At 68.2% G+C, this 26,212-nt stretch carries 21 protein-coding genes, 1 tRNA gene and 1 pseudogene; 7 read left to right on the forward strand and 16 right to left on the reverse strand.

All coding sequences use genetic code 11. The annotated features are described in order from the left end of the window. Positions 1-7 precede the first annotated feature (7 nt). Both ABD188_RS17670 and ABD188_RS17675 read right to left on the reverse strand, forming a co-directional pair. The gene (locus tag ABD188_RS17670) at positions 8-1,054 is read right to left on the reverse strand and encodes an NAD(P)H-dependent flavin oxidoreductase (RefSeq protein ID WP_344065383.1); all 1,047 of its coding nucleotides are present in this window, start codon (positions 1,052-1,054) and stop codon (positions 8-10) included. 88 nt (positions 1,055-1,142) lie between these two features. Further along, on the reverse strand, positions 1,143-2,282 hold the full coding sequence (locus ABD188_RS17675) for an acyl-CoA dehydrogenase family protein (RefSeq protein WP_344065386.1): 1,140 nt from the start codon (positions 2,280-2,282) through the stop codon (positions 1,143-1,145). A gap of 107 nt (positions 2,283-2,389) precedes the next feature. Between ABD188_RS17675 and ABD188_RS17680 the strand changes: the two genes are divergently transcribed. After that, positions 2,390-3,106, forward strand: a complete 717-nt coding sequence (locus tag ABD188_RS17680; RefSeq protein WP_344065389.1) for a winged helix-turn-helix transcriptional regulator — start codon at positions 2,390-2,392, stop codon at positions 3,104-3,106. A 76-nt stretch (positions 3,107-3,182) separates the two neighbouring features. Here the strand turns inward: ABD188_RS17680 and rplA are convergent, their stop codons facing one another. From rplA to ABD188_RS17705, 5 genes are all read right to left on the reverse strand, one after another. Continuing rightward, entirely contained in the window at positions 3,183-3,872 is a 690-nt protein-coding gene (gene rplA, locus ABD188_RS17685; RefSeq protein ID WP_344065392.1) for a 50S ribosomal protein L1, read from the reverse strand. Positions 3,873-3,886: 14 nt separating this feature from the next. Then, a complete protein-coding gene (gene rplK, locus ABD188_RS17690) occupies positions 3,887-4,318 on the reverse strand; it encodes a 50S ribosomal protein L11 (protein WP_344065395.1) in 432 nt (143 codons plus the stop codon). 138 nt (positions 4,319-4,456) lie between these two features. Next, the gene (locus ABD188_RS17695; RefSeq protein ID WP_344065398.1) at positions 4,457-5,932 is read right to left on the reverse strand and encodes a class I adenylate-forming enzyme family protein; all 1,476 of its coding nucleotides are present in this window, start codon (positions 5,930-5,932) and stop codon (positions 4,457-4,459) included. 59 nt (positions 5,933-5,991) lie between these two features. Then, positions 5,992-7,110: a DUF5938 domain-containing protein gene (locus tag ABD188_RS17700; RefSeq protein ID WP_344065401.1), complete on the reverse strand. Its 1,119-nt coding sequence runs from the start codon at positions 7,108-7,110 to the stop codon at positions 5,992-5,994. A gap of 10 nt (positions 7,111-7,120) precedes the next feature. Then, positions 7,121-7,921, reverse strand: coding sequence for an SDR family NAD(P)-dependent oxidoreductase (locus ABD188_RS17705; RefSeq protein ID WP_344065404.1), 801 nt, complete (start codon positions 7,919-7,921; stop codon positions 7,121-7,123). A gap of 165 nt (positions 7,922-8,086) precedes the next feature. On the opposite strand from ABD188_RS17705, the gene ABD188_RS17710 reads away from it, so the two are divergent. Next, positions 8,087-8,701: a TetR/AcrR family transcriptional regulator gene (locus ABD188_RS17710; RefSeq protein ID WP_344065407.1), complete on the forward strand. Its 615-nt coding sequence runs from the start codon at positions 8,087-8,089 to the stop codon at positions 8,699-8,701. Between the two features lie 103 nt (positions 8,702-8,804). Here the strand turns inward: ABD188_RS17710 and nusG are convergent, their stop codons facing one another. The 3 genes from nusG to ABD188_RS17725 form a co-directional block, all read right to left on the reverse strand. Beyond that, positions 8,805-9,959: a transcription termination/antitermination protein NusG gene (nusG, locus tag ABD188_RS17715; RefSeq protein ID WP_344065410.1), complete on the reverse strand. Its 1,155-nt coding sequence runs from the start codon at positions 9,957-9,959 to the stop codon at positions 8,805-8,807. Between the two features lie 95 nt (positions 9,960-10,054). Next, entirely contained in the window at positions 10,055-10,321 is a 267-nt protein-coding gene (secE, locus tag ABD188_RS17720) for a preprotein translocase subunit SecE (RefSeq protein ID WP_344065413.1), read from the reverse strand. A gap of 72 nt (positions 10,322-10,393) precedes the next feature. Beyond that, a tRNA-Trp gene (locus tag ABD188_RS17725) sits at positions 10,394-10,466 on the reverse strand. A 217-nt stretch (positions 10,467-10,683) separates the two neighbouring features. Here ABD188_RS17725 and ABD188_RS17730 point away from each other — a divergent pair. Next, positions 10,684-11,298 (forward strand): hypothetical protein, encoded by a 615-nt coding sequence (locus ABD188_RS17730; protein WP_344065416.1) that lies wholly within the window; start codon positions 10,684-10,686, stop codon positions 11,296-11,298. Here the strand turns inward: ABD188_RS17730 and ABD188_RS17735 are convergent. The 5 genes from ABD188_RS17735 to gabT all read right to left on the reverse strand — a co-directional run bounded on the left by ABD188_RS17735 (position 11,295) and on the right by gabT (position 18,061). Continuing rightward, positions 11,295-12,659, reverse strand: a complete 1,365-nt coding sequence (locus tag ABD188_RS17735; RefSeq protein ID WP_344065419.1) for an NAD-dependent succinate-semialdehyde dehydrogenase — start codon at positions 12,657-12,659, stop codon at positions 11,295-11,297. The two genes, ABD188_RS17730 and ABD188_RS17735, sit on opposite strands and share 4 nt — an antisense overlap. A gap of 35 nt (positions 12,660-12,694) precedes the next feature. Further along, complete coding sequence (locus ABD188_RS17740) at positions 12,695-14,266, reverse strand: APC family permease (RefSeq protein WP_344065421.1); 1,572 nt, start codon at positions 14,264-14,266, stop codon at positions 12,695-12,697. Then, positions 14,266-15,177, reverse strand: coding sequence for a universal stress protein (locus ABD188_RS17745; protein WP_344065424.1), 912 nt, complete (start codon positions 15,175-15,177; stop codon positions 14,266-14,268). Before ABD188_RS17745 ends, ABD188_RS17740 begins: the two co-directional genes overlap by 1 nt. Further along, entirely contained in the window at positions 15,174-16,547 is a 1,374-nt protein-coding gene (locus tag ABD188_RS17750) for a flavin monoamine oxidase family protein (RefSeq protein ID WP_344065426.1), read from the reverse strand. The genes ABD188_RS17745 and ABD188_RS17750 overlap by 4 nt, the downstream gene beginning before the upstream one ends. A 155-nt stretch (positions 16,548-16,702) precedes the next feature. Then, complete coding sequence (gene gabT / locus ABD188_RS17755) at positions 16,703-18,061, reverse strand: 4-aminobutyrate--2-oxoglutarate transaminase (protein ID WP_344065429.1); 1,359 nt, start codon at positions 18,059-18,061, stop codon at positions 16,703-16,705. Between the two features lie 106 nt (positions 18,062-18,167). Here gabT and ABD188_RS17760 point away from each other — a divergent pair, with 106 nt between their 5' ends. Further along, on the forward strand, positions 18,168-19,703 hold the full coding sequence (locus ABD188_RS17760; RefSeq protein ID WP_344065432.1) for a PucR family transcriptional regulator: 1,536 nt from the start codon (positions 18,168-18,170) through the stop codon (positions 19,701-19,703). A 175-nt stretch (positions 19,704-19,878) separates the two neighbouring features. Further along, complete coding sequence (locus ABD188_RS17765; RefSeq protein ID WP_425561383.1) at positions 19,879-21,252, forward strand: NAD(P)/FAD-dependent oxidoreductase; 1,374 nt, start codon at positions 19,879-19,881, stop codon at positions 21,250-21,252. A gap of 84 nt (positions 21,253-21,336) precedes the next feature. Here the strand turns inward: ABD188_RS17765 and ABD188_RS17770 are convergent. Further along, a pseudogene (locus ABD188_RS17770) lies at positions 21,337-22,815 on the reverse strand (helix-turn-helix domain-containing protein). A 160-nt stretch (positions 22,816-22,975) separates the two neighbouring features. Between ABD188_RS17770 and aceA the strand changes: the two are divergent. Together aceA and aceB are read left to right on the forward strand one after the other, a co-directional pair. Further along, positions 22,976-24,292, forward strand: a complete 1,317-nt coding sequence (aceA, locus tag ABD188_RS17775; RefSeq protein ID WP_344065434.1) for an isocitrate lyase — start codon at positions 22,976-22,978, stop codon at positions 24,290-24,292. Positions 24,293-24,394: 102 nt separating this feature from the next. Then, entirely contained in the window at positions 24,395-26,107 is a 1,713-nt protein-coding gene (gene aceB / locus ABD188_RS17780; protein WP_344065437.1) for a malate synthase A, read from the forward strand. Positions 26,108-26,212: the final 105 nt, after the last annotated feature.

Consider the following 26,212-nt stretch of genomic DNA (forward strand, 5'->3'; position numbering starts at 1 on the left):
GGGTGGATCAGTGAGGGAGGCCCAGCTGCAGCTCTCGGTAGACCTCGTGCGCGTCGTCGTGGGTCGCGAGCGCGGCGGACTGCCCCGCCCACAGCGAGAGCAGCTCGCCGTCGTCCCTCCGCGCGGCTTCGGCTCGGAACATCCCGGTGAGCCAGTTCTGGGCCGGAAACGGTGCGATGAGGCCGCTCGCCTCTATCGTCCGCATCGCGCGGTTCGGGATGCCGCGGGCCATGCGCCCGCTCATCGCCCGTGTCAGCACGGTGCCGGTGTCGACCGCCGCGGCGATGGCGTGGCGGTGCGCGTCCGGCACGACCGACTGACGGGTTCGGAGGAACGCCGTGCCCACCTGGACGCCGGACGCGCCGAGCGCGAGTGCCGCCGCGACCCCGCGCCGGTCTGCGATCCCGCCTGCGGCGATCACCGGTGCACGAACGGCATCGACCACCTGCGGCACGAGCGAGAAAGCGCCGACGAGCGACCGCTCCGCAGCATCCAGGAATGACACCCGATGGCCGGCCGCCTCGGCGCCGCTCGCGACGATGGCGTCGACCCCGGCCTCGTCCAGAGCCACGGCTTCGGCGACGGTCGTGGCGGTGCCGACGACCAGGATGCCCCGGTCGTGAGCCTCGGCGATCACGGCGGCCGGAGGCACGCCGAATACGACGCTCAGCACAGCCGGTGCGGCGGTCATGACGGCGCTCAGCTGCTCGTCGATTGCCGGCAGGAACGCATCGGGCGGCTCCGGCGCCGAGACACCCGCCGCCGTGTACAGCGGGGCGAGCGCATCGAAGTACGGCGCGAGGTCGACGTCTGCCGGCACCACCTCGTCGCCCGTCGGAAGCCAGAGGTTCACCGCGAATGGTCTCGGCGTGCGGGCGCGAAGGGCCGTGATCGTCTTGTGGATGCGCTCTCCGCTGTAGCCGTAGAGACCGTATGACCCGAGTCCGCCGGCCTCGCTGACGAGGGCGGTGAGCTCGAGCGACGAGGCTCCGCCGAATGGTCCGAGCACGATCGGCTCGGAGATGCCCAGCAGGTGCTCGAGTCGTCCGGTCATGGAATTCCCTCCGTCGACAGGATGCCTCGACGCTACTCGCCGAAGGTCGCGTCCGCTCGGCCCGCGGACCGCCCAGCCCGCGGTGCCGTCAGTCCGCTGACACTCCCAGCGCGTCCTTGCCCGCGGCGAGCAGCGTCGCTTCCGGCGTCAGCGGGTGGAAGGCCGCTGCCCGGATGTCGCGATAGCAGCGCTCGATGATCGACCCCTTGAAGAACGCGCCGCCGCCGGCGACCTGCATCGCGAGATCGCACACCTCGACCCCGGCACGCGCAACCTCGGCCTTGGCTGCCATGACGGCCAGGAAGCCCTCGTACGACGGTGTCGGATCATCTCCGAGGATTGTCAGCGCACCGTCCAGAGCCCACGATGCCACCCGCAGTTTGTTGCGCATCAGACCGATCGTCCGCTGCGCTGATGGGTCGTCGGGATGCCGCGCCGCGGCCTTCAGGGCCTCCGCGTAGGCGGCTTCGGCCACTCCGAGGTAGGCGCCGGAGATGATCGAGAAGCCGATGCTCGCGATCACCTGAAGCGGCGGATCGATGACCCCGTATGGTCGGTCGGCGAGCACACGCTCCTGCGGCACGAAGACGTCCGTCAGCACGACATCGTCACTCGCCGTGCCGCGCATACCCAAGACGTCCCAGTTGTCGGCGACCGAGACACCCTCTGCCGCGAGCGGGACGGCCATGTTCAGCACGCGCATTCCGCGGTCCGGGTCGGAGAAGGGGAACATCGTCGACATCACCGTGCCGCCCGTGGACTGGCTGACGAAGCGCTTCCTGCCGCTGACGCGGTAACCGCCGTCGACGGCGATCGCCTCTCCGGCAGGGTGGGTGAAGTCGCCTCCGCCGGTGGAGACGAGCACGATCTGCTCGTCAGCGATGCGGCGCAGCGTCGCCTCGGCCCCCGGCATCCCTCGCCGATATCGCCACGCGGTGAAGCACGTGACGTGCTGATGCATGGCACTGGCGAGCGCGGTCGCTCCGCAGTAGTGGCCGAGCGTCCGCTGCAGGCCGGCCAACTCGCGGATCGTGGCACCGTCGCCACCGAGCTCCAGCGGGACGGCAGCCTTGAGAAGACCGGCGTCCCGGAGGGCGTCGTATGCCTCGCTGACGAATGTGCCGTCGCGATCATGGCGGTGGGCGTTCACCGCCAAGACCGGCCCGATTTCATTCGCGCGGTCGTCGAAGGTGGATGTGTCGGTCGAGATGATGTCGATGGTGGTCATGGAGCCAGCATCCGCTCGCCGGTCCGTGCGCTCCAGTTCACGATCGAGACCTGGCTGGTCCACATTCGGGACTACCCTCGCACCGCCGGCAGGGGGACCATGGACGCATGGCGGATTACGGACGCTACTGCCCTGTGGCAATGGCCAGCGAAGTCATGGCCGATCGGTGGACGCCACTGATCGTCCGCGAGCTCGTGCTCGGAAACACGCGATTCAACGACATCGCGCGTGCACTGCCGGGCATATCCAGGTCCCTGCTCGTCCAGCGCCTGCGGCACCTCGAGCGGAACGGAGTGCTCGAGACGTGGCCATCGCCTACCGGCCACGGCAGCGAGTACCACCTCACTCCTGCCGGGCGCGACCTCGAGCGGGTCATCGACAGCCTCGCACGATGGGCGATCGAATGGCTCTTCGACGACATGGAGCCGCACCGGGTGGAACCGACCACCCTCATGTGGTGGATGCATCGTCGTGTCGACCCCGAGCGCTTCCCCCCGCATCGGACGGTGATCGAGTGGCGCCACACCGCTCCTGACCCGGAGACGATCTGGTTCGTGCTGGAACACGGCGCGGTGTCGGTATGCACCCAGCATCCGGGGTTCGACGTCGATATCGTCGTGTCGATGGCGACCGCGGATCTCGCCGACGTGTTTCAGGGCTACCGCCTCTGGCGGGAGGCTGTCGACAGCGGGGACATCTCCGTCATCGGCTCCCCGCGACTGGTCGCCGCGCTGCCGAGCTGGTTCGCGTGGAGCCCGTGGCTGGACATCACCCACGCGCGCTCGATCCGGCCGGCGAACGAGCCCCGCACGCTCGCCGGATGACGAAAGCCCCCGCCCTTGCGGGCGGGGGCTTTCGGTCCTGAGGCTCGATCCGCGGCAGAGCCGCGACACCGGAGCCTTACAGCGAGTTGACGTCCAGCGGGATGCCGGGGCCGAACGTGGTCGACACCGCACCCTTCTGGATGTAACGGCCCTTCGAGCTGGACGGCTTGAGGCGGATGATCTCCTCGAGCGCGGCCTTCAGGTTCTCATCGAGCTGATCCTCCGAGAACGACGCCTTGCCCACGACGAAATGCACGTTGGCGTGCTTGTCGACGCGGAACTCGATCTTTCCGCCCTTGATCTCCTCGACGGCCTTGGCCGGGTTGGGGGTCACGGTGCCGGTCTTCGGGTTCGGCATCAGGCCGCGGGGGCCGAGCACCTTGCCGAGTCGACCGACCTGGCCCATGAGCTCAGGGGTCGAGACGGCTGCGTCGAAGTTCGTCCAGCCGTCGGCGACACGCTGGATGAGCTCGGCGCCGCCGACCTCATCCGCACCGGCGGCGATCGCGGCCTCGGCGGCCGGACCCGTCGCGAACACGATGACGCGGGCGGTCTTGCCCGTGCCGTGGGGAAGGATGACGGTGCCGCGCACCATCTGGTCGGCCTTGCGAGGATCGACGGCGAGCTTGAGCGCGACCTCGACGGTCGAGTCGAACTTCGCCGACCCGGTCTGCTTCGCCAGCGCGACGGCCTCGGTGGGCGTGTAGAACCTGTCAGCCGCGATCTTCGCGGCGGCGGCCTGGTAGGCCTTGGACTTCGTAGCCATTGTCGTTATTCCCCTCAGTCCTCAACCGTGATGCCCATGGAACGGGCGGTGCCGGCGATGATCTTCGAGGCGGCCTCGATGTCGTTCGCGTTCAGGTCCGGCTGCTTCGTCTCGGCGATCTGGCGCACCTGGTCCTTGGTGAGCTTGCCCACCTTGGTGGTGTGCGGGGTCGACGATCCCTTGCCGACGCCTGCCGCCTTCTTGATGAGCTCCGCCGCAGGCGGGGTCTTCAGGATGAAGGTGAAGCTGCGGTCCTCGTAGACGGTGATCTCCACGGGGATGACGTTGCCGCGCTGCGATTCGGTCGCTGCGTTGTACGCCTTGCAGAACTCCATGATGTTGACGCCATGCTGACCGAGCGCGGGCCCGATCGGCGGCGCCGGGTTGGCGGCGCCGGCGTTGATCTGGAGCTTGATCAGGCCGGTCACCCTCTTCTTCGGTGCCATTTCCTCTTCCTTTCAGCGAACGAGCACTTCGACAGGCTCGGTGACCTGTTGCAGCGATCGTTCTCCCGCTGGTCCGGCATCTCCGGAGAGCGGTGAGTCCGCACGCGCGAAGGCGCGCACAAACCGGTCCAGTCTACCTCATCGCGTCACAGGAGCCGTCCGCTCGTACAGACTCCTGCGGAGGCCCGGCTTGTCGATCTTGCCGACGGGATTCTTCGGGATCTCTGCGACGAGAATGATCCGCGCGGGTCGTTTGAAGGCGGCAAGGAACTGGGCCACGTGGTGCGACAGGTCGCTCGTGGACACGTCCGCGCCGTCGCGTATCACCACGAACGCCACCGGCACCTCGCCGAACACGTCATGCGGTCCTCCGACGACGGCGACCTCGTGCACGTCCGGGTGGGAGTAGAACGCGTTCTCGATCTCCTTGGGGTAGACGTTCTCGCCGCCGCGGATGATCATGTCCTTGATCCGATCGACGATCTGCAGATATCCATCCTCGTCGAACCGGCCGATATCGCCGGTGTGCAGCCATCCGTCCACGACCGTGCGGGCGGTGTCGTCGGGGCGTCCGAGGTAGCCCGCCATGACGACGGGCCCCGCGATGACGACCTCGCCGCGCTCGCCCACAGGCACGGGATCGCCCGCTTCGTCGACCACCTCGACCCGCTGTCCCGGCAGCGGGAGACCGACCGTCCCCGGCTTGCGCAACCCCCGCAGCGGATTGATGGTCGAGGCCGTCGTCGTCTCGGACAGCCCGTACCCCTCGACGAGTGCGACAGAGAACCGGTCCTCGAATCGGCGGATCGCCTCGGCCGGCATCGGGGCCGCGCCGCACACCGCGAACCGCAGCGACGACGTGTCGGGGTGGACGTCATCCGCCAGGGTGTTGAGTATGGCGTAGATCGCCGGCACCGCCGAGAAGAAGGTGGGACGGAACCGCTCGACGTCCGCGAAGAACCGGTCCTTGGTGAATCGACCGGCGATCGTGACCTGACCACCGGCACGCAGCGGCGAGAGCGTTCCGAGCACGATGCCGTTCGCGTGGAACAAGGGGAGCACCAGCAGACTGTGATCGCGCTCGTCCAACTCGAACCATTCGATGAACGACGAGGTCATCGCGTCCAGGTTGCCGTGCGTGAGCATCACGCCTTTGGGGCTGCCGGTCGTGCCGCTGGTATAGATGAGCAGGGCCAGATCATCGGCGCCGAGCCCGTCCATGACCGACGCCGCGCTCGGCGCGGCGGCGTGTATCGCGCCGAGAGTGAGCGTCGGCACATCGGCATCGTCGAGCTCGGTCTCGGCGACGATGAGCTTCGCCGACGCATCCGTCAGCTGATACGACACCTCCGCGGATCCCAGAACCGGATTGATCGGTGTGACGACGGCACCGATCCGCCACGCCGCGAGCAGAACCAGGATGAGATCCACGCGATTGGGCAGGAGGACGGCGACCACATCGCCGCGCCCGATCCCGCGATCGGTGAGCGCCCCGGCCACCTGTCGCACCGCGGCGAGAAGCCCGGCGTTGGTCAGCTCGACCGCGTCGTCGCGGATCGCAGGCGCCGCGGGCGCGCGCTCGGCCCGCGCATCGGGAAGTGTCGAGAAGTGCATGTGGATCTCCGTGGGAGAGAGGGATGCCGCCCGCTGGGGACGAGCGGCATCCCGAACCTTCAGACGCGTGTGATGACCGGCGCCGAGACGAGCCCGAACCCGCGCAATTGCCCGAGCAGCTCGTAGTGCCCGAACGCCTGGCAGCCTGACGCGAAGCCCACCCGGTGGGGAGCCTGCTGGACCAGCGAATAGGCCGCGAACGCCTGAAGGAGTCCTGTCTGCTTGTAGTTGCTGTTGCCGTGGATCACAACATGCGATCGCCCGAGCGGGCCGGACGCGTGCACGGAATCCACCGATCGGTTGAGCCGCGGGTTCTCGCGCGGAGGCATGTCCGCCTGAAGCGAGGCCGCGATGTCGCCGAGGGCCTTCTCCTGAGCCTCCGGATCGAGAGGTCGCAGCTGCTCCTCGAACATCTGCACGGTCTGACCCACACCCTCCATCACCGCCCGATTGAGCACGCCGCCGATCGAGCGGACGCTGCTGACGCGCGGGTCGTTCTGGAACCAGATCGGGTGCGACATCCCACCCCACGGCACGGCGATCGCCAGCTCGTGGTAACCGGGCACCGGCACGTCGAAGGCCGCGGAGTGGTCCCACTCCACGAGCTGGTTCTGCTCGAGGTAGTACCAGTGCGCCTTGAGGATCGTGAAGATCGTCTGCATCGAAGCGTAGGTCGGCAGACCCTTCCACAGCACAAGGATGTCTAGGGTGTCGTATCCGCCCGGCTCCAGCGCGATGTTGGCCGCGATCTCGCTGACGGTGAACATGTGCGCGATGCCGGGTGAGAGCAGCAGCCCCGCCGCGGCGAACTCGTCGCCCCACGTCTCCCGTGCGTGCATCACCCAGTCCTGCTCGCCCGTGGTGTCGGTGTAGTGCGCGCCGATCTTGAGCGCCGCCTGGACGACTTCCGGACCGAACTTGATGAACGGGCCGGCGGTGTTGCAGATCACCTTCGCGCCGTCGAAGGCGTCGGCGAGCGCATCTGCATCATTCTCCGCCGCGACGATCTCGTAGTCCGCGGTTTCGATGCCGGGGATCTTCTCCACCACGGCGCGAACGCGGTCGGCATCGCGACCGGCAGCCACGAACGGGACGCTCAGTTCGCGGAGGTACTCGCAGATCAGGCGCCCGGTGTATCCGCTGACGCCGTAGACGACGACCGGCTTGTCTGTGCTCACGGTCGTCCTCTCACATTCCCATTGCGCCGTCGATGGACAGCGTCACTCCGTTGATGAACGCGGCATCCTCCGAGAGGAGGAACGCGACGCCGTTCGCGATGTCGTCCTCGGTCGCGAGTCGTCCGGACGGGGTCAGCGCCACCACGGCGCCGACGGCTTCATCGACCGACGGGAACAGACCCAGCCGCTCCATGTCCACCGCGAGCTGGGCCCCCATCGCGTTCGGAACGAGGCCCGGACAGACCGTGTTCACCCGAACGCCATAGCCCAGTCGCCCTGATTCTGCCGCCGCGACCTTGGTGAGCCGGTCGACGGCGGACTTGGATGCCGAGTACGCGGCGATCCCCGGGAAGCCGATGGTCGCGGCCACCGACGCGATGTTGACGATCGCACCGCCCGATCCGGCGGCACCACCTGGGCGCATGGCGCGGAAGGCGTGCTTGATGCCGAGCGCGGTGCCGAGCACGTTGACCTCGAGGATCTTGCGGACCGAATCGGGGTTCAGGTCGACGAACAGGTCGGAGATCTCGATGCCGGCGTTGTTCACCACGCCGGAGAGTCCGCCGAGCGCCTCCACCGCCTCGGCGCTCGCGCGCTCCCACGAGGCGTCATCCGTGACGTCCAGTGCGACGAACACCGCCGTCCGACCGTCCTGCGCGAGTGCCGCGACCGCGTCCGCGCCGGACTGTTCATCGATGTCGGCGATCGCGACCGCGCCGCCTGCCGCGAGGATGGCGCCGGCAGTTCGCAAGCCGAGCCCCTTCGCTCCTCCGGTGACGAGCACTCGGGCTCCCGTCAGATCTGAGGTCATGACCGCTCCAAATTCTTTCTCCGTCGAAAGTGGTGGCTTCAGCACACCAGAAAACTGGACAGGTGACAAGGTAAAGTTGACCACCTGTCCAATATTCGTCCTCATGGCCTGGGCGGCCGCCCGCTGGGCGCGTATCATCGACGGGTCAGCCGGAGAGGAGAAGTCATGAGCACCTCGACAGAGCGAGCCGAACGCGCGGCCGCGAACAAGTTCGCCGCACGACGGCGCGAGCTCGCCGACTCCGCGCTGGAGGCGATCGCCGAGCGAGGCTTCGCCAATACCGGCCTTCGCGACATCTCCGCACGGACCGAGCTCTCGACCGGCATCCTGCACTACTACTTCGACGGCAAGGACGACCTCATCGCGCAGGCGATCTGGCAGTACAAGTCCGAGTGCGCGCGTCGTTACGACCCGATCATCGAGACATCGATCTCAGCCGATGAGCTCATCGCGCGCTTCGGCGTCGAAATCTCGGCGACGCTGCGCGACGAGTCCGACATGCACCGGCTCTGGTACGACCTGCGCAATCAGGCGCTGTTCGAGGACGGCTTCCGAGAAACGATCGTCGCCATCGACGAGCTGCTCACCGACATGGTGTGGGCGGTCGTCGAACGGCACGCCGAGCTTCGTGGCGCGACTCCGACCATCGACCGTGCGACCGCCTACTCACTCTTCGACGGGCTGTTCCTGAACTGCCTGATCGCGTACCTGCGAGGCGACCTCGACGCGCTCGATCACATCCGCATACGCTCGGGCAATCTGCTGGCCGCATCCGTCTGAACCCCGCCTCGGGACGCCCGCAGCCCTGGCAGCAAGCCGTCGCACGCGACGATGCCCCGCCGGGAAAGCCGGGCGGGGCATCATGGGTCCGTCTCGGGCGCTGCTACTGCTTGGTGACCTGGTCGAACGACAGCTCGACCGGGGTCTCGCGCTCGAAGAGCGACACGAGCACCGTGAGCTTGCCGCTCTCGGGCTTGATCTCGCTGATCGTGCCGGGAAGACCCGCGAAGGAGCCTTCCTTGATCGTGATGGTCTCGCCGACCTCGAAGTCGACCTCGGTGATGACGCTGCGCGCGACGGCCTGACCGCCCTTGGCGGGCCCGCCCTTCGCGGGTGCGACCTCCTTGATCTCGACGAGGCTCTTCAGCATGTTGAAGGCCTCCTCGAAGCGGAGGGGAGTCGGGTTGTGCGCGTTGCCGACGAAGCCGGTGACGCCCGGCGTGTGGCGGACGACCGACCAGGTGTCTTCGTTGAGCTCCATGCGAACGAGCACGTAACCCGGGATGCGGACGCGCGTGACCATCTTGCGCTGGCCGTTCTTGATCTCGACGACGTCCTCCATCGGGACCTCGATCTGGTAGATGTCCTCCTCGACCTCGAGTGTGGACTTGCGCTGCTCGATGTTGGCCTTCACCTTGCGCTCGAAGCCGGCGTAGGAGTGGATGACGTACCACTTTCCCGGCTGTGCGCGAAGCTCGCTGCGGAATGCCTCGTAGGGGTCTTCGTCCTCGCCGGACTCGTCATCCGACTCCAGGTCGACAGGCGCTTCGGCGCCTGCGCTGCGCTCCGTCGAAGCGTCGGCGGGAGACACCGAGTCCTCGACGTCGTCGACGACGGCGGCTGCGGCATCCACGTCCGCGGCGAAGTCGTCGTCCAGGACGGGCTCGTCCTCGTCGCCGTTCACGTCGGGTCCGTCGTAGGGCGAGACGTCGTCGGCGTGCTCGGCGACATACTCGGCCTCTTCCTCCGCGATGGAGTCGTTCAGGACCTCGGCAGCAGCTTCGGTCTCAGCTGCTTCGTCAAGATTGAGAGCGTCGTTCACGATCGCGTCGGCCTCCGGGTCGTCGATGTCGATGTCGTCCAGATCGGAAAGGTCCTCGTCGTCCTCGTCGTCCACGACGTGGATCGCGAGGTGCTCGGCCGCTTCGACCGAACGCTCTTCTGCGGCGAGGACGTTGCCCTCCTGAGCTTCGTCGTCCTCCGAGGACTGCTCGGCGGCCGTCGCCCAGTCGGCGTCGTCCGTATATCTTTCAGACACTTGAATTCACTTCCGTTTCGTATGTGACCGGATGCTTCGATGCGACCACATCGCGCCCTTGGTGCAGCTGCTCGCCGGGGGGCGCTTTCACAGGATCAGGACGCCGGAACGCCGAAGACGTAGGCGGTCAGCCACACGAACAGCACGTCGAGGCCGTAGACGATTCCCATCATCACGACCACGAAGCCCAGCACGACCGCCGTGTACTTCAGCAGCTCCTGACGGGTCGGCGTGATGACCTTGCGGAGTTCCCCCAAGACCTGACGGATGAAAAGGGCGATCCGCGAGAAGACACCCGGCTTCTTCTCACGGGGCACGTCGCTCTTCGCGACGACCTCGCCCTTCGGCTCGTCCTGAACCATCGATGCCACCTGATTACCTTTCGTGTGCCGACGAACGTCGACCCACCATGTTGTCAACGTTGCGCTGACGCGCAGGGCGGACAGGAATCGAACCTGCAACCTGCGGTTTTGGAGACCGCTGCTCTGCCAATTGAGCTACCGCCCTAGAGACCCTGAGGCCTCGGGTGCCCGCACTCCTGCGCCGTGACCTGTGTGAAAGGAGCTTGCCCGAACCGCGGGCACGGCAAAAGAATGCAGACTTCAACTGCACGCCCAAGTGTACGGCATGCCCCCAACGGCCGCGAACTCGCCGGGGCCTCCGCAGACCGCTCGGGTTCGACTCGGCCGCGACAGGGACCCCCGATCCTGCCTACGATGCGACCATGACGATCGCGCAGACTCTCCTCGACGAACTGTGGGATTTCTCGGATGCTGCGGGTTCCGAACAGCGACTGCGCGCGGCCGCGGCGCAGGAGACGGATGCCGCATCCCGCGCCGAACTCGAGACCCAAGTGGCGCGGGCGCTGGGCCTGCAGGATCGGTTCGACGAGGCGGACGGCGTGCTCGACAGGATCGCCGCGCAGTCGGTGCCGGTCGCGGTCCGCGTCGCACTCGAGCGCGGGCGTCTGCGCAACTCCGCAGGCGACGCCGGAGCCGCTGTCCCGCTGTTCCGCGCGGCCGCCAGCGCCGCGGCGGGTGACGAACTGGTCTTCCTGCGGGTGGACGCTCTCCACATGCTCGCGATCGCCGACCCCGCCCGCGCCGACGAGTGGACGGCACGCGCCCTCACGGTGCTCGACGCCCACCCCGACGCGCGCTCCCAGCGGTGGCGGGTCGGTCTGCACAACAACGCCGGGTGGGCGCGGTTCGACGCCGAGGACTTCTCGGGTGCCGTCGCCCAGTTCGAGTTGGCGAGGGATGCCGCGACCCGCTGGGGCACGCCACAGCAGATCGTATGGGCAGACGAGGCGCTCGAAGAGGCCCGCGCCCTGCTCTAGCCGGCGATGCGGATGAGCTTCTTGTTGACGAACTCGTCGGCTGCCAGAAGGCCCATCTCGCGGGACGTGCCGGAGCGCTTCACACCGCCGAACGGCAGCTCGGGCGAGTCGGCGAGGACGACGTTGACGTAGACCATGCCGGCGTCGATCTTGTCGGCGACGCGTGCGGCCTGTGCCTCATCGGTGGTGAAGACGTACGACCCGAGCCCGAACGGGGTGTCGTTGGCGACCTTCACCGCTTCATCCTCATCCGCGACCTTGTAGACGACGCCCACCGGGCCGAAGAACTCCTCGCGATACGCGTCCATGTCGGGCGTCACATCTGCGAGCACCGTGGCCGGATAGAACGCGCCATCCCGCGTGCCGCCGGCAACCAGCCGGGCGCCCTGGGCGACGGCCTTGTCGACCTGCGCTGCGAGGCGCTCCGCAGCCGTCACGGACGAGAGCGGACCGAGATCGGTGTCGTCGGCGAACGGGTCGCCGAGCTTGGCCCCCGTCATCGCCGCAGTGAACTTCTCGAGGAAGGCGTCGTAGAGACCCTCGACGACGATGAACCGCTTCGCCGCGTTGCACGACTGGCCGGTGTTGTCCAGGCGCGCATCCACCGCGGACTGCACCGCACCGTCGAGGTCGTCGGTGGACAGCAGGATGAAGGGGTCGGATCCGCCGAGCTCCAGCGCGACCTTCTTGAGGTTGCGCCCTGCGACCTCGGCGACGGCGGCCCCCGCCCGCTCCGACCCCGTCACCGAGACGCCGTGCACACGAGGGTCCGCGATGACGGTCGCCGCCTGGTCATTGGTGGCGTAGATGTTGACGTACGCGCCCGCCGGCAGGCCGGCATCCTGATAGAGCTGGTCGATGGCCGCGGCCGACTCGGGGCACTGCGGGGCGTGCTTGAGCAGGATCGTGTTGCCGATCACCAGATTCGGCGCGGCGAAACGGGCCACCTGGTAGTACGGGAAGTTCCACGGCATGATCCCGAGGAGCGCGCCGATGGGGCTGCGGCGGATGACCGCGGTGCCTTCGCCGAGGATGTCGATGGGCTGGTCGCCCGTGATCTTCTCGGCGTTGTCGGCGTAGTACTCCGTGATGTCGGCAGCGAAGTCGACCTCGCCGAGCGCTGCCGACAGCGGCTTGCCCATCTCGCGCACGATGATCGCGGCGAGCTCGTCACGACGCTCGCGGTGCAGCTCAGCGGCGCGGCGCACTAGTGCGGCGCGTTCGGGGACCGGGGTGTCCCGCCACTCGCGGTAGGCGGCATCCGCCGACGCGATCGCGGTCTCGAGCTCGGCATCCGTGAGCGTCGGGTAGGTGGCGAGGGTCTCGCCCGTGGCGGGGTTGATGACGGCGTAGTCGGTCATGTTCGCTCCGATTCGTGTGGGGGTTGCACGCCGGGTCAGCGCTTGGCGCGGCGGAGGCTTGCGGGTGAGTCGATCGACAGCGTCTCGCCCCGGAAGAAGGCGGGCCGCCTGATCGCCTGCCAGATCATGATGACGATACCGATCCCGATGACGGCGACGCCCAGGATGAAGACGAGTCCGAGGCCCCCGATGTTCGAGCCGCTGCCGTAGTCGGGATCCATGCTGTCGATGAGCGTGCGTACGAACAGGAACGCCAGGATGATGCCCCCGACAAGGGGGAAGACGAGCGTGAAGAATACGTTGCGCGCCGAGTCGAACCATTGCTTGCGGAAATACCACACGCACGCGAACGCGGTCAGCCCGTAGTAGAAGCAGATCATCATGCCAAGGGTGGTGATCGTGTCCCAGAGCACGTCTTCGCTGATGAATCTCATCACCGCGTAGAACACCGACGCGACGATGGCAGAGACGATCGTCGCGTACCCGGGGGTGAAGAAGCGAGGGCTGACCGCGGCGAACTTCGGCGGGAGGGCACCGTAGTGGCCCATCGCCAGCAGGGTGCGCGCAGGAGACACGAATGTCGACTGAAGGGATGCCGCAGAGCTGGTGAGCACCGCGAGCGAGACGAGCCAGGCGACGGGCCCCAGGATCGGCCCGGACAGATAGAAGAACACGTTCGACTGGATGTCCTCGTTGCCGAGCCCCAGCTCACCGGTTCCGACGCCCGCGTATGAGAGCAGCGACACCGAGATGAGGAGGTAGAGGGCCACGATGATGACGACCGTGAGCGTCGCCGCACGACCCGGCGTCTTCTCGGGGTCCTTCGTCTCCTCGTTCATGGTGAGGGTCACATCCCAGCCCCAGAAGATGAAGATCGACAGCGACAGCCCCGCGACGACCGCGCCGAGGTCTCCCACCGCGAACGGGTTGAACCACGACAGCTCGACGGGACTCGCGTCGAAGGCATTGCCCTGCGCAACGGCGGCGAATGCCGCGACCGAGAAGACCACGAGCACCAGCACCTGGAAGCCGACGAGGTAGTACTGGAGTTTCTGGGTGGTCTGCATGTCGCGGTACGACACGAATGTCGCCCCGAGCATGAACAGCAGACACACGCCCACGTTGATGAACGGGTTGAACGCGAGTTCGGCGATCGTGCCGGGGCTCCCGGCGAGCTGATCGATCAGCAAGAAGAGGAACTCGACGGCGATTCCGGCGAGGTTCGACAGCACCAGGATCGTGGCCGCGATCAGGCCCCAGCCTGCGAGCCACCCCACCCACGGGCCGAACGCACGCGCGCCCCACGTGAAGGACGTGCCGGAGTCGGGCATCGCGCGATTGAGCTCGCGATAGCCGAAGGCCACGAGGAGCATCGGGATGAAGCCGACGAGGATGATCGCCGGCACCTGGAAGCCGACCTCGGACACGGTCGGGCCGAGGGCGGCGGTGAGCGTGTACGCCGGAGCGATACACGAAATGCCGATGACGACGGCACCGATGAGGCCGACGGTCCCGGCACTCAGGCCCTTCTTCGACAGTCCTCCGTCGAGCGGATCGCCGGTGACGGGAGTCGACGCCCCGGCGGTGGGATGCTGAGTGGCGCTCATCACTGAGCCTCTTTCTCGAGGGTGCGCCCGCCTGTGCTTTCGACGGTGCGCGTACGGGGAACAACGATCATAGGCACGGGGAGTTCGTGGAGCATCTTCGCAGCCGTCGAGCCCAGGAACAGACGACGCGGCTGCGCGAGCCGACTGGAGCCGACCACGGCGATCTCACCCGGCTCCCAGCTGAGATGCGAGACGGCGTCTTCGATGCTCTCGCCCCGTGCGACCACGACTTCGGCATCGATGCCGTCAGGCAGTGCGGCGAGCGCCTTCGACAGCACGTCGTCGGCGTGGGCGGCGCCCGCGACCCGGATGACGCCCGTGTCGACGCTCGCCGGCAGGTCGACCGACACGAGCGACAGCAGCCGCAGCTCGGCGCCGGTGTCAGACGCGAGCCCGATCGCCTCCTCCAGGAGCGCATCGGCACCCGGCCGCGCGCCGATCGCGGCCGTGATGCGCGTGATGCCGGTGCCGGGATCGATCCGGCGCGAGCCCTCGGGCGCGAGGACGACGGGAACATCCGACGAGTGCAGCAGCTGGGTGGCGACGGTTCCCAGCCGGTGACGACCGCGCAGTCCGCCGTTGGCCGCTCCGACCACGATGTGCGTCGCACCCGACTCGGCCGCGGCGGCCTCGAGCCCCTCGGCGAAGGACTCGGCGAATCGCACGTGCGTCCGATAGGTCACCGTCTCGGGGATCGCCGCGATCGCGTCGGCGAGCCACGCGTCGGCCTGACCCTGGAGATACCGGTCGTAGCTCGCATCCGGCGGGGTGATCACGCTGCGATCCTCGGCCGGCAGCACGACTGTCAGATCGAGCGAGCCGCCCGAGGCTCGGGCCAACCGTGCACCCAACGCGACGGCGTCGGCACCGGCATCCGTTGCGGTGTAGCCGACGACGATGCTGCCGCTCACGCGCGCGCCTCTTCGATGATGTCGGCTGCGACGAGGCGACCCATGCGGATCGCGCCGTCGACGTGCTGGTATCCCGCGCCGGCCATGTCACTGCACGCGAAGTGAATGGGGCCGACCGGGGTGCGCTGGTCGGCACCGTAGCGGGTGAGCCCCCCGAGGTCGAAGCTCGCGGCGTAGGCACCGCGCGTCCACTCCTCGCTCCCCCAGTCGCTTTCGTAGTAGACGATCGGGTTCTTCGCCTCGGGCCCGTAGTAGTGCGAGAGCGATTCGAGGATCCGCTCCTTGCGCTCCTCGGCCGAGAGCGTGAAGACGTCGTCCGCGTTCTGGTCCGATACGAAGCCGACCAGCGTCCCGCGCTCATCGCCGTGGTTCGTGTTGTCGTACGCCTCGTGAGACAGCTCGTACGGGCTGAACGCCGTGCCTGAGAGGCCTTGCTCGCGCCAGAACGGCCGGTCGTAGACGGCATGCACCTTGATCACGAAGCCCATCGAGATGTGCTGATGCAGCTGATGCTGACGCCGCGGGAGTGCCGGGATGAACTGGATGCGGCTGTAGAGCACCGGTGCGTGCGCGAGGATCGCGTAGCGGGCGCGGACGGTCATGGTGTCGGTCTTGGCCGTGACTCCCCCTGAGCCCGTCGAAGGGCCCGACCATTCGAGCGAGCGCACGGGCTGGCCGAGGAACACATCGTCGCCGAGGCGCTCCGCCAGCAGCAGCGGCACCTGCTGCAGGCCGCCGACGACCCGCTTGTCGAGGATGAAGTCGGCGTCGACGAGATGGGAGTAGGAGCCGGCGGATGCCGCCATGAGCAGCGACTGCAGCAGCGAGAAGGAGTGCGTCGGCTTGGTCAGCATCGCCGATCCCGTCGCGAACGCGACGTTGCGAACGGCCTCGTCGTCATCAGTCTGCGCGCGCAGCCACGAGTCCCATGAGATCGAGTCCCACTCGCCGGCGTTCGGGTGCTCCCAGGGGCGATCGGGATCGATCTCGGCCACCATCGCATCGAGCCGCTCAGTGAGCTCGGCGATGACTCGCTCGGTCTCGGGCGCGACGGGGAACATCTCTCCCGTGAAGCGGTGCGACGTTCCGTCGGGGCCGACGTAGACGCTGTCGCCTTCGCGATAGCGGTCGTACGTCTCGAGCCCGAGTTCGGCGACCGTATCGATGAGGGCATCCTGATCGGGCGACACCCACTGCCCGCCGATCTCGAGCATGGCGCCGTCGATGACGTCTGTCCACAGGCGTCCTCCGACGCGGTCCCGCGCCTCGAGCACCGCAACCGAGAGCCCCGCCTTGCGCAGCTCGTTCGCCGCGGTCGTGCCGGCCGCACCCGCGCCGACGATGACGACATCCCGGGTGATCTCGCTCATTCTGACTCCTTCGTCTCGGTGCTTCCCGACTCGCGAGAACACATGCTCTCGGCGAGCTCACGCCCCGTCGGCGCCCACGTGGTGTGGGGTCGCCGAGATCGTATGTTCTCGCGCATTCGGGATGGGGTGGGCCCGGGCGCGGAGGCGGAGGCGGGTTAGGTGCTGGACAGTGCTTCGGCCACGACGTCCAGGCCCTCGTGGAGCAGGTCGTCGGTGATGGCCAGCGGCGGGAGGAAACGGATCACGTTCCCGTAGGTGCCGCACGTGAGGACGATGACGCCCTGAGAGATGCAGGTCTTGGCGACCGCCGCCGTGAGCGCGGCATCCGGCTCGCCTGTCGCCGGGTCCACGAACTCGGCCGCGATCATCGCGCCGTGTCCGCGCACGTCGCCGAGCCGCGGGTCGGCTGCCTGCAGCGTGGTCAAGCGCTGCTTCAGGATGTCGCCGACCTCGCGTGCCCGCTCGATCAGGCCGTCGTTCTCGAAGGCGTCGAGCGCGGCGAGCGCGGCAGCGCACGCGACCGGGTTGCCGCCGTACGTGCCTCCGAGGCCGCCCGCGTGCGAGGCATCCATCATCTCCGCCCTGCCGGTCACGGCCGCCAAGGGCAGGCCCCCCGCGATGCCCTTGGCGGTCGTGATCAGATCAGGCACGATGCCGAAGAGATCGCTCGCAAACATCTCGCCCGTGCGGGCGAATCCGGTCTGGATCTCGTCGGCGATGAAGACCACGCCGTTGGCGCGGCACCAGTCCACGAGCGCCGGAAGGAATCCGTCGGCGGGCACGATGAAGCCGCCCTCGCCTTGTATCGGCTCGATGATGATCGCGGCGAGGTTGTCTGCACCGACCTGCTTCTCGATGAGCGAGATCGCCCGCTTGGCGGCATCCGGCCCGCTCAGACCGTCGCGGAACGGATACGAGAGCGGGGCGCGGTAGATCTCCGACGCGAACGGGCCGAACCCGCTCTTGTAGGGCATCGCCTTGGCAGTCAGCGCCATCGTCAGGTTGGTGCGGCCGTGGTAGCCGTGGTCGAACGCGACGACCGCCTGCTTCTTCGTGTATTTGCGCGCGATCTTCACCGCGTTCTCGACCGCCTCGGCTCCCGAGTTGAACAGTGCGCTCTTCTTCTCGTGGTCGCCCGGGGTGATGCGGTTGAGGGTTTCGGCGACCGCCACATACGACTCGTACGGCGAGATCATGAAACAGGTGTGCGTGAACTGGGCCACCTGCGCCTGGACGGCGGCGACGACTTTGGGGTGCGCGTTGCCGAGAGTGGTCACGGCGATGCCCGAGCCGAGGTCGATCAGCGAGTTGCCGTCGGCGTCGACGATGACGCCGCCACCGGCTGCCACGGCCTCGATGGGCGCGGTGTGGCCGACTCCGGCTGCGACCGCGGCGGCCTTGCGCGCCAGAAGCTCTTGCGAGCGAGGACCAGGGATGCTCGTGACCATGCGTCGCTCCTGCGGGAGCGTTGGTCCGCCGAGCGGGGGCGCGGTGATCGTGTCGGTCGTGCTCATGTGGGCGAGCGTAGGGTGTGGAATGATCCGGCGACACCTGCCGTCCTGTACATTCTCGGTACGTCACTGTACGAGCGGTACACACAGGTACTTGCGGGAGGTCGGCATGGAGGCCGTGAGCGAGACCCCGACGTTGCGCGCGCTGCTCGCGCGGACCGACCTGCGGCTGCGGCTCGATGAGGAGAGCGCGATCCAAGAGGGCACCATCGACCGTGCGGTGCGGTGGGTGCACAGCTCCGACCTCGCCGACCCGACACCCTTCCTCTCCGAGGGGCTCGTGCTGCTGACCACCGGAACGCAGTTCGAGGGCACTGGCGACGATGCCGAGACGTATCGCGCGTACGTGCGGCGACTGACGCTGCGGGGCGTGGTCGGGCTCGGCTTCGGCACCGAAGTCGTGCGCGATGGCATTCCGCCGGCACTCGCCGGGGCATGTCGCGATGAGCGGATGCCGCTGTTCGAGGTCCCCTACCGCACCCCGTTCATCGCCGTGGCCCGGGCCAACGCCGAGGCGATCGCGGCGCAGTCCTACGCGCGCCGAAGCTGGTCTCTCGCCGCTCAACGCGCGATCGCGCTCGCGGCGCTCCGGCCGGATGGGCTCGGCGCGACGCTCGCCGAGCTCGCTCGCCAGCTCAACACCTGGGTAGGGATGTACGACGCCGCCGGCGAGCTGGTGCGCGAGCACCCGGCGCTGGGGCTCGATGCCGCGACGGCAGCGGACCTGCGCCTCGAGGTGGACACGGTGCTTCGGCGTGGCGCACGGGCCGGGTCGTCCCTGCGCCTCGGCGAGACCCCGTTCACACTCCAGACGCTCGGTCGCGGCGGGCATCTTCGCGGCCTGATCGCGATAGCCGCCGGCGACCTCGACCAAGAAGGCCGCGGCGTGGTCACCGCTGTGATCGCGATGGCCGGCTTGGCGCTCGAGCAGCATCAGGGGCTGAGTCGCGCTCGCGGTGCGCTGCGCGCCGGGCTCGTGCAGTCGCTCCTCACGGGCGACCCCACCCTCGCCCGTCGGATCGTGCGCGACCTCTGGGGACCGCTCCCGCCCGCACCGGTGGTCGTCGCGCTGACGGATGCCGCGGCCGCCGGCGCAGACGCAGTGGCCGAACTGCTCGAACTGCGCGTCGATGAAAGGCGCGGCACCCTCTTCTTCGGTCGCGGCGACAACGGCCTCGTCATCGTCGCCCCGGCCGGCGATCGCGGCCCGATCGACGAGATCGCCGCACGCTTCGATGTGCGCATCGGCGTGTCGGATCCGGTGTCGTACGACGAGTTCGGGGCGGCGGTCGACCAGGCGCGCGTCGCGCGCGACCGCGGTAACGGCCCGGTGACGGAGTTCTCGTCGGTCGCGCGCTCGGGCGTCCTGTCGGCTTTGTCGAGTGACGCACGTGCTCTCGCTGCAGCGGAGCTCGCTCCCCTCACGATTCACGACGCGGAGCACGGCACCCACCTCGTCGAGACTGTGCGCGTGTGGCTCGACCACGACTGCTCGCACGAGGCATCGGCCCGCGCGCTCGGCGTGCACCGTCACACTGTGCGCGCCCGACTGGCGCTCGCCGAGCGCGAGCTCGGCAGCGACCTGTCGGCATTCGCCACCCGGGCCGAGCTCTGGGCCGCGCTCCGCGCGCTCGACGCGGGCTGAGCCGCACTCGCACTCGCACTCGCACTCGCACTCGCGCTGTCCCGGTGCGCGAGATCACATGCTCTCGGCGGTTCCACACCCCATGGGGCACGACGCGCTGTGACCTCACCGAGAGCATGTGATCTCGGGAGGGAGGCGGGCGGGGGGCAGGATGGGGCGCGTGGTGGATGCCCAGGTGCGCAACGGCGAGGTCTCGTGGTGGTGGCGGCAGCTCGGCGGTGCGCCGGCGGTGCGCGCCCCGCTGGGCGGGTCGACGGATGCGGATGTCGCGATCATCGGCGCCGGCTACACGGGCCTGTGGACCGCGTACTACCTGAAGCGCGCGCAGCCCGACTTGCGGATCTTCGTGCTCGAGCAGCGCTTCTCCGGGTTCGGCGCTTCCGGCCGCAACGGCGGCTGGCTCACGAACTCGGTCACGGGTGGGCGCGAGCGCTACGAGAAGTCCCACGGGCGGGATGCCGCCATCGCACATCAGCGAGCGCTCAACGAGACCGTCGACGAGGTGATCGCGGTCACGGCGCGCGAGGGCATCGCGGCCGACATCGTCAAGGGCGGCGAGGTCTCGGTCGCCCGAACCCCGTCCCAGCTCGCCCGCCTGACGGACTGGGCTGGCGCAGAGCAGGCGTGGCCGCACACCGACCTCGAGGTGTGGGATGCCGGCGACACCGCCCGCCGCATCCTCATCGACGGCGCACTCGGCTCGGCGTGGCATCCGCACGCTGCACGCATCCATCCCGCGAAGCTCGTCTCCGGCCTCGCCGCCGCTGTCGAGCGGATGGGCGTCACGATCTTCGAAGGCACCCGGGTGTCGGAGATCGCTCCCGGTCGCGCGGTGACCGATCGCGGCACAGTGCGCGCCACCTTCGTGCTGCGTGCCACGGAGGGCTTCACGGCCGACCTCGCGGGCGAGCACCGCACATGGCTGCCGATGAACTCGTCGATGATCGCGACAGCGCCGCTGCCCGCCGCCGTCTGGCAGCAGATCGGCTGGTCGGGGCGCGAGGTCGTCGGCGACATGGCGCACGTGTACATGTACGCGCAGCGGACCGCCGATGACCGGATCGCTTTCGGCGGGCGCGGCGTCCCCTACCGCTTCGGTTCGCGCGTCGACGCCGATGGCCGGACGCAGCAGCGGACCATCGCATCGCTCTCCGCGTTCCTGCGCGACTTCTTCCCCGCTGCGGCCGACGTGCCGATCGAACATGCCTGGGCGGGGGTGCTGGGGGTTCCGCGGGACTGGGCCGCGACGGTGGGGCTGGACGCCGCCACCGGCGTCGGCTGGGCGGGCGGATACGTCGGCACGGGCGTCACGGCCACGAACCTCGCCGGACGCACGCTCGCCGACCTGGTCCTGCGTCGCGACACCGCCCTCGCTCGCCTGCCGTGGGTCGCGCACCGCGCGAAGCGCTGGGAGGTCGAACCGCTGCGCTGGCTCGCGGTCAAGACGATCTACACCGCGTATCACGCGGCTGATCGGGCGGAGGCATCCGGTTCGTCGGATCGCACGTCGGTCTTCGCGAAGGCGGCAGACCTGATCGCCGGGCGCTGACTGACACTGCCATGATGAACCTGTGGATCTCGACTGCGACGCCTCGATCGCTTGAACTTCGCACCGGCGGTCACCGCGCCGTGGTCAGACCGGCGCGTGCGCCTCCAGGAATTCGTACACATCGGTCGTGTCCACCCCGGGAAACGCCCCGGTCGGAAGGGTCGCGAGCAGCGTGCGCGGGGTGCGCACATTGGGCCACGAGTTGTCTCGCCAAGCGGCCTCGAGCTCCGCGGGAGCCCGGCGGCAGCACACCTCGACCGAGTGCTTCGACACGCCGCGATTGGGCGTATCGCGCCCGAGGAACCACTTCGTGTCGTCGAACCGGACACCGACTGAAACGGAGTTGGCGCCCTCGCTCGACGACTCGACGCGCGCCGTGCACCAGTACGTCCCGTTGCCGGTGTCGGTGTACTGGTAGTACGGGTTGAAGTGATCGTCGACGTCGAAGACCACCCGCGACGTCCACCTGCGGCAGCACATCTGGCCCTCGATCGCACCGAGCCGGTCGGCCGGGAAGTTGACGTCGTCGTTCTCGTACGCCTTCGTGATGGTGCCCGACTCGTGCACCTTGAGGAAGTGCACCGGGATGCCGAGATGCACCGATGCGAGATTCGTGAAGCGATGCGCCGCCGTCTCGTACGAGACCGAGTACGCATCGCGAAGGTCTTCGATCGAGATCGCCCGATCGCGCTTCGCGTCCTTCAGGAACGGCACCGCGTGCGCCTCGGGAATGAGCAGCGCACCCGTCAGGTAGTTCGTCTCGACACGCTAGCGGAGGAACTCGGCATAGCTCGTCGGCTCGCTGTGGCCCAGCATCCGACTCGACAGCGCCTGCAGCACCGCAGTTCGCGGATCACCCTTCGACGTCAGCCGGCTCGACAGGTACAGCCGGCCGTTCTTGATGTCGGCGACGCTGCGAGTGGTCTGCGGCAGATCGGGCACGTAGTGCAGCGTGAATCCGAGGTGCGCGGCGATGTCGGATGCCGTGCGCTGGGTCAGCGGACCGCCGGGGTGGTCGACGGCACCGAGGATCCGTCGTGCCTGCTCCTCGAGGTCGGGGAAGTAGTTGTTCTGGGTGCGCATCAGCTTGCGGAGCGCGACGTTGGCCCGGCGCGCCTCTTCGGGGGTGGCAGCGCGCTCGTCGCGAAGCCGCTCGATCTCGCCCTGCAACGCCAGCATCGCCTTGAGCGCCTCGGTCGGCACCGTCTTGCCGACGCGGAACGGCGGGATGCCAAGCGCCTGGAACGTCTGACCGCGCATGGCGCGCTCCAGTCCTATCTCGAGCGTCGCGCGCTCGCCGAGAGGTTCCGACTCGAGGAGCGCATCCAGCGTCGTGCCGAGTGCGCGCGCGATCGCGCGGAGCAGCGTGAGCTTGGCCTCGCGCCGTCCGTTCTCGATCATCGAGAGCTGACTCGGAGCGCGGTCGACCGCTGTCGCAAGCTCCTCGAGCGTCATGCTGCGCTCGGTGCGGAGTTGGCGGATGCGGCGGCCGATCGTCAATGAGTCCACTTCCTCATCGTCGGTGAGCGGGGCGATGTTTCCGTGAGGCAGCGCTGTGGACATGACGGCATTCTCTCACAGGAGCAGAAATATGCCTGAACTTCACGTCCGAATCGGCGAGGGATGTCGGGGAAGTTCACTCAGAGTGGTCATACGAGCACCCGCCCGCTTCGACAGCCTCAGCGACCGAGAACTGCCGCGGCATCCGAGAAGGAGACCCGACATGACGATCCACTCCACCCCCGGCCACCCCCCGCTCCGTGCGGGCGACCAGACGCAGACCGCGGCGGAGCTCCTGGAGATCTGGGAGACCGACCCGCGGTGGGACGGCATCGAGCGCACGTACACCGCCGAGGATGTCATCGCGCTCCGGGGCTCGGTGCGCGAAGATTCCACCCTCGCGCAGCGTGGCGCGGAGAGCCTGTGGAACCTCGTCAACACGGAGGACTATGTGCGCGCACTCGGCGCGTACACCGGCGGTCAGGCGGTGCAGCAGGTGCGAGCCGGCCTCAAGGCGATCTACCTGTCCGGGTGGCAGGTCGCCGCCGACGGCAACCTCGCCGGCCAGACCTACCCCGACCAGAGTCTGTACCCCGCGAACTCGGTGCCGGCCGTCGTGCGTCGAATCAACAACGCGCTCCTGCGCCAGGACCAGATCGAGCACGCCGAAGGCGAACTCACCCAGGACTGGCTCGCCCCGATCGTGGCTGATGCCGAGGCCGGCTTCGGAGGGCCGCTGAACGCGTACGAGCTCGCGCACTCCCTCATCCAGGCCGGCGCTGCCGCCATCCACTGGGAGGACCAGCTCGCGAGCGAGAAGAAGTGCGGCCACCTCGGCGGCAAGGTTCTGGTGCCGACACAGCAGCACATCCGGACGCTCAACGCGTCGCGGCTCGCCGCCGACGTCGCCGGCGTGCCGACGGTCATCATCGCCCGCACGGACGCTCTCGCTGCCGACCTGCTCACCAGCGACGTCGACGAGCGCGACCGCGAGTTCACGACCGGCGAGCGCACTCCCGAGGGCTTCTATCGCGTCCGGCCCGGTCTCGACGCGGTGATCAGCCGCGGCCTGGCATTCGCACCGTACGCCGACCTGCTGTGGGTCGAGACGGGCGAGCCCGACATCGAACTTGCCCGCGCGTTCGCTGCGGCCATCCACGCGCAGTACCCGGGCAAGCTGCTCGCGTACAACTGCTCGCCCAGCTTCAACTGGAAGCGCCACCTCGACGATCGGCAGATCGCGACCTTCCAGCAGGAGCTGGCGGATCTGGGCTACAAGTTCCAGTTCATCACCCTGGCGGGCTTCCACGCCCTGAACCACTCGATGTTCGACCTCGCTCACGGCTACGCCGAACGCGCCATGAGCGCGTACGTCGAGCTGCAGGAGGCCGAGTTCGCGTCAGAAGCTCGCGGCTACACCGCCACAAAGCACCAGCGGGAGGCCGGAACCGGCTACTTCGACCGCGTATCGACGGCGCTCAACCCTGAGAGCGCCACCCTCGCCCTGGTGGGATCCACCGAGGCCCAGCAGTTCCACTGACCCCCAATCCATGTCCCGATTTCCCTCGGCTCCGACGATGCAGACCGAGGGATTTCGGGACATGGATGGCGGGACACACCCTCACACAGACAGGACAATGCCATGACCATCACCGACACGGGCTCACCGCCCACGACCAGTCCCCTCCACGCTTCGACAAGCTCAGGGACCTTCACCGGACCGATCGCGACGCACCAGCCGACGATCGAGATCCTCGGCGCGGTCCGCGACCGCTACGACGAGATCCTCACACCCGACGCGATCGCGTTCCTCACCGCGCTGCACGACCGCTTCTCGGCGCGACGATACGACCGCCTCGCCGACCGGATGCGCACGCGCTTCGAGGTCGGCATCGGCCGCGACCCGAGGTTCCGCGACGAGACCGCCCACATCCGAGAGGATGCCGAATGGCAGGTCGCGGGCGCCGCCCCGGGACTCGAGGACCGACGCGTCGAGATCACCGGACCGACTGACCCGAAGATGACGATCAACGCGCTGAATTCCGGCGCGAAGGTCTGGCTCGCCGACCAGGAGGACGCCACGAGCCCCACCTGGAAGAACGTCATCGAGGGGCAGCTGTCACTGCGTGACGCGATCCGAGGCGAACTCAGCTTCACGAGTCCCGAGGGCAAAGTGTACGAAGTCACCGCCACCGAGACCCCCACGATCGTGATGCGGCCGCGCGGCTGGCACCTCGCGGAGCAGCACATCCGCTTCATCGACCGCTCCGGACGCCGGCTGTCGGCATCCGGTTCACTCGTCGACTTCGGCCTCTACTTCTTCCACAACGCCGAACGGCTGATCGCGAACGGTCGCGGCCCGTACTTCTATCTCGCGAAGCTCGAATCGAGCGAAGAGGCGCGGCTGTGGGACGACATCTTCGCCTTCAGCGAGGAGTACATCGGCATCCCGTACGGGACGATCCGCGCAACGGTGCTGATCGAGACGCTGCCCGCCGCGTTCGAGATGGACGAGATCCTCTTCGCGCTGCGCGATCACTGCGCGGGCCTGAACGCCGGGCGATGGGACTACATCTTCTCGATCATCAAGAACTACCGCGGACGCGGAGCGCGGTTCGTGCTGCCCGACCGCAGCGAGGTCACGATGACGGTGCCGTTCATGCGCGCCTACACCGACCTCCTCGTCAAGACGTGTCACCGCCGGGGCGCTTTCGCGATCGGGGGCATGAGCGCGTTCATCCCGAACCGGCGCGACCCCGAGGTCACCGCGCGCGCCTTCGAGAAGGTGGCGGCCGACAAGAAGCGCGAGGCCGGCGACGGCTTCGACGGCACGTGGGTCGCGCATCCCGACCTGATCCCGGTGGCTCGCGCCGAGTTCGACGCCGTGCTGGGCGATCGGCCCAATCAGGTCGACCGGCAGCGCGACGACGTCGAGGTGAAGGCCTCGCAGCTGCTCGATGTGCACATCGGGCTGCCGGTGACCGCCGCGGGGGTGAAAGCGAACGTGTCGGTCGCGATCCGCTACCTCGAGGCGTGGCTGCGGGGCCTCGGCGCCGTCGCGATCGACAACCTCATGGAGGATGCCGCGACCGCGGAGATCTCTCGCTCACAGGTGTGGCAGTGGATCCATCAGGATCGCTCGACCGAGGGCGGCACGCCCATCACGCGGGAGTACATCGAGCGGCTGATCGCCGAAGTGCTCAGCGAGGTGGAGCGCCGCGACCCTTCGACAGGCTCAGGGACGGACCGATTCGACGATGCGGCTGACATCTTCCGCGAGGTGTCGCTGCGGGAGGAGTTCCCGGCGTTCCTGACGCTCACGGCCTATTCGCGCTACCTCGTCGACAGCGAATAGCGGGCCCGGATGTCGCGGATGTCGCCTCGAGGCGGCGTTCGCGGCATCCGCTCACAGCTTCTCCCCCATGCCGCCATGCCCCCACGGCCACATCGCATCGTGCCA

The sequence above is a fragment of the Microbacterium pumilum genome (assembly GCF_039530225.1).
Taxonomy (GTDB): domain Bacteria; phylum Actinomycetota; class Actinomycetes; order Actinomycetales; family Microbacteriaceae; genus Microbacterium; species Microbacterium pumilum.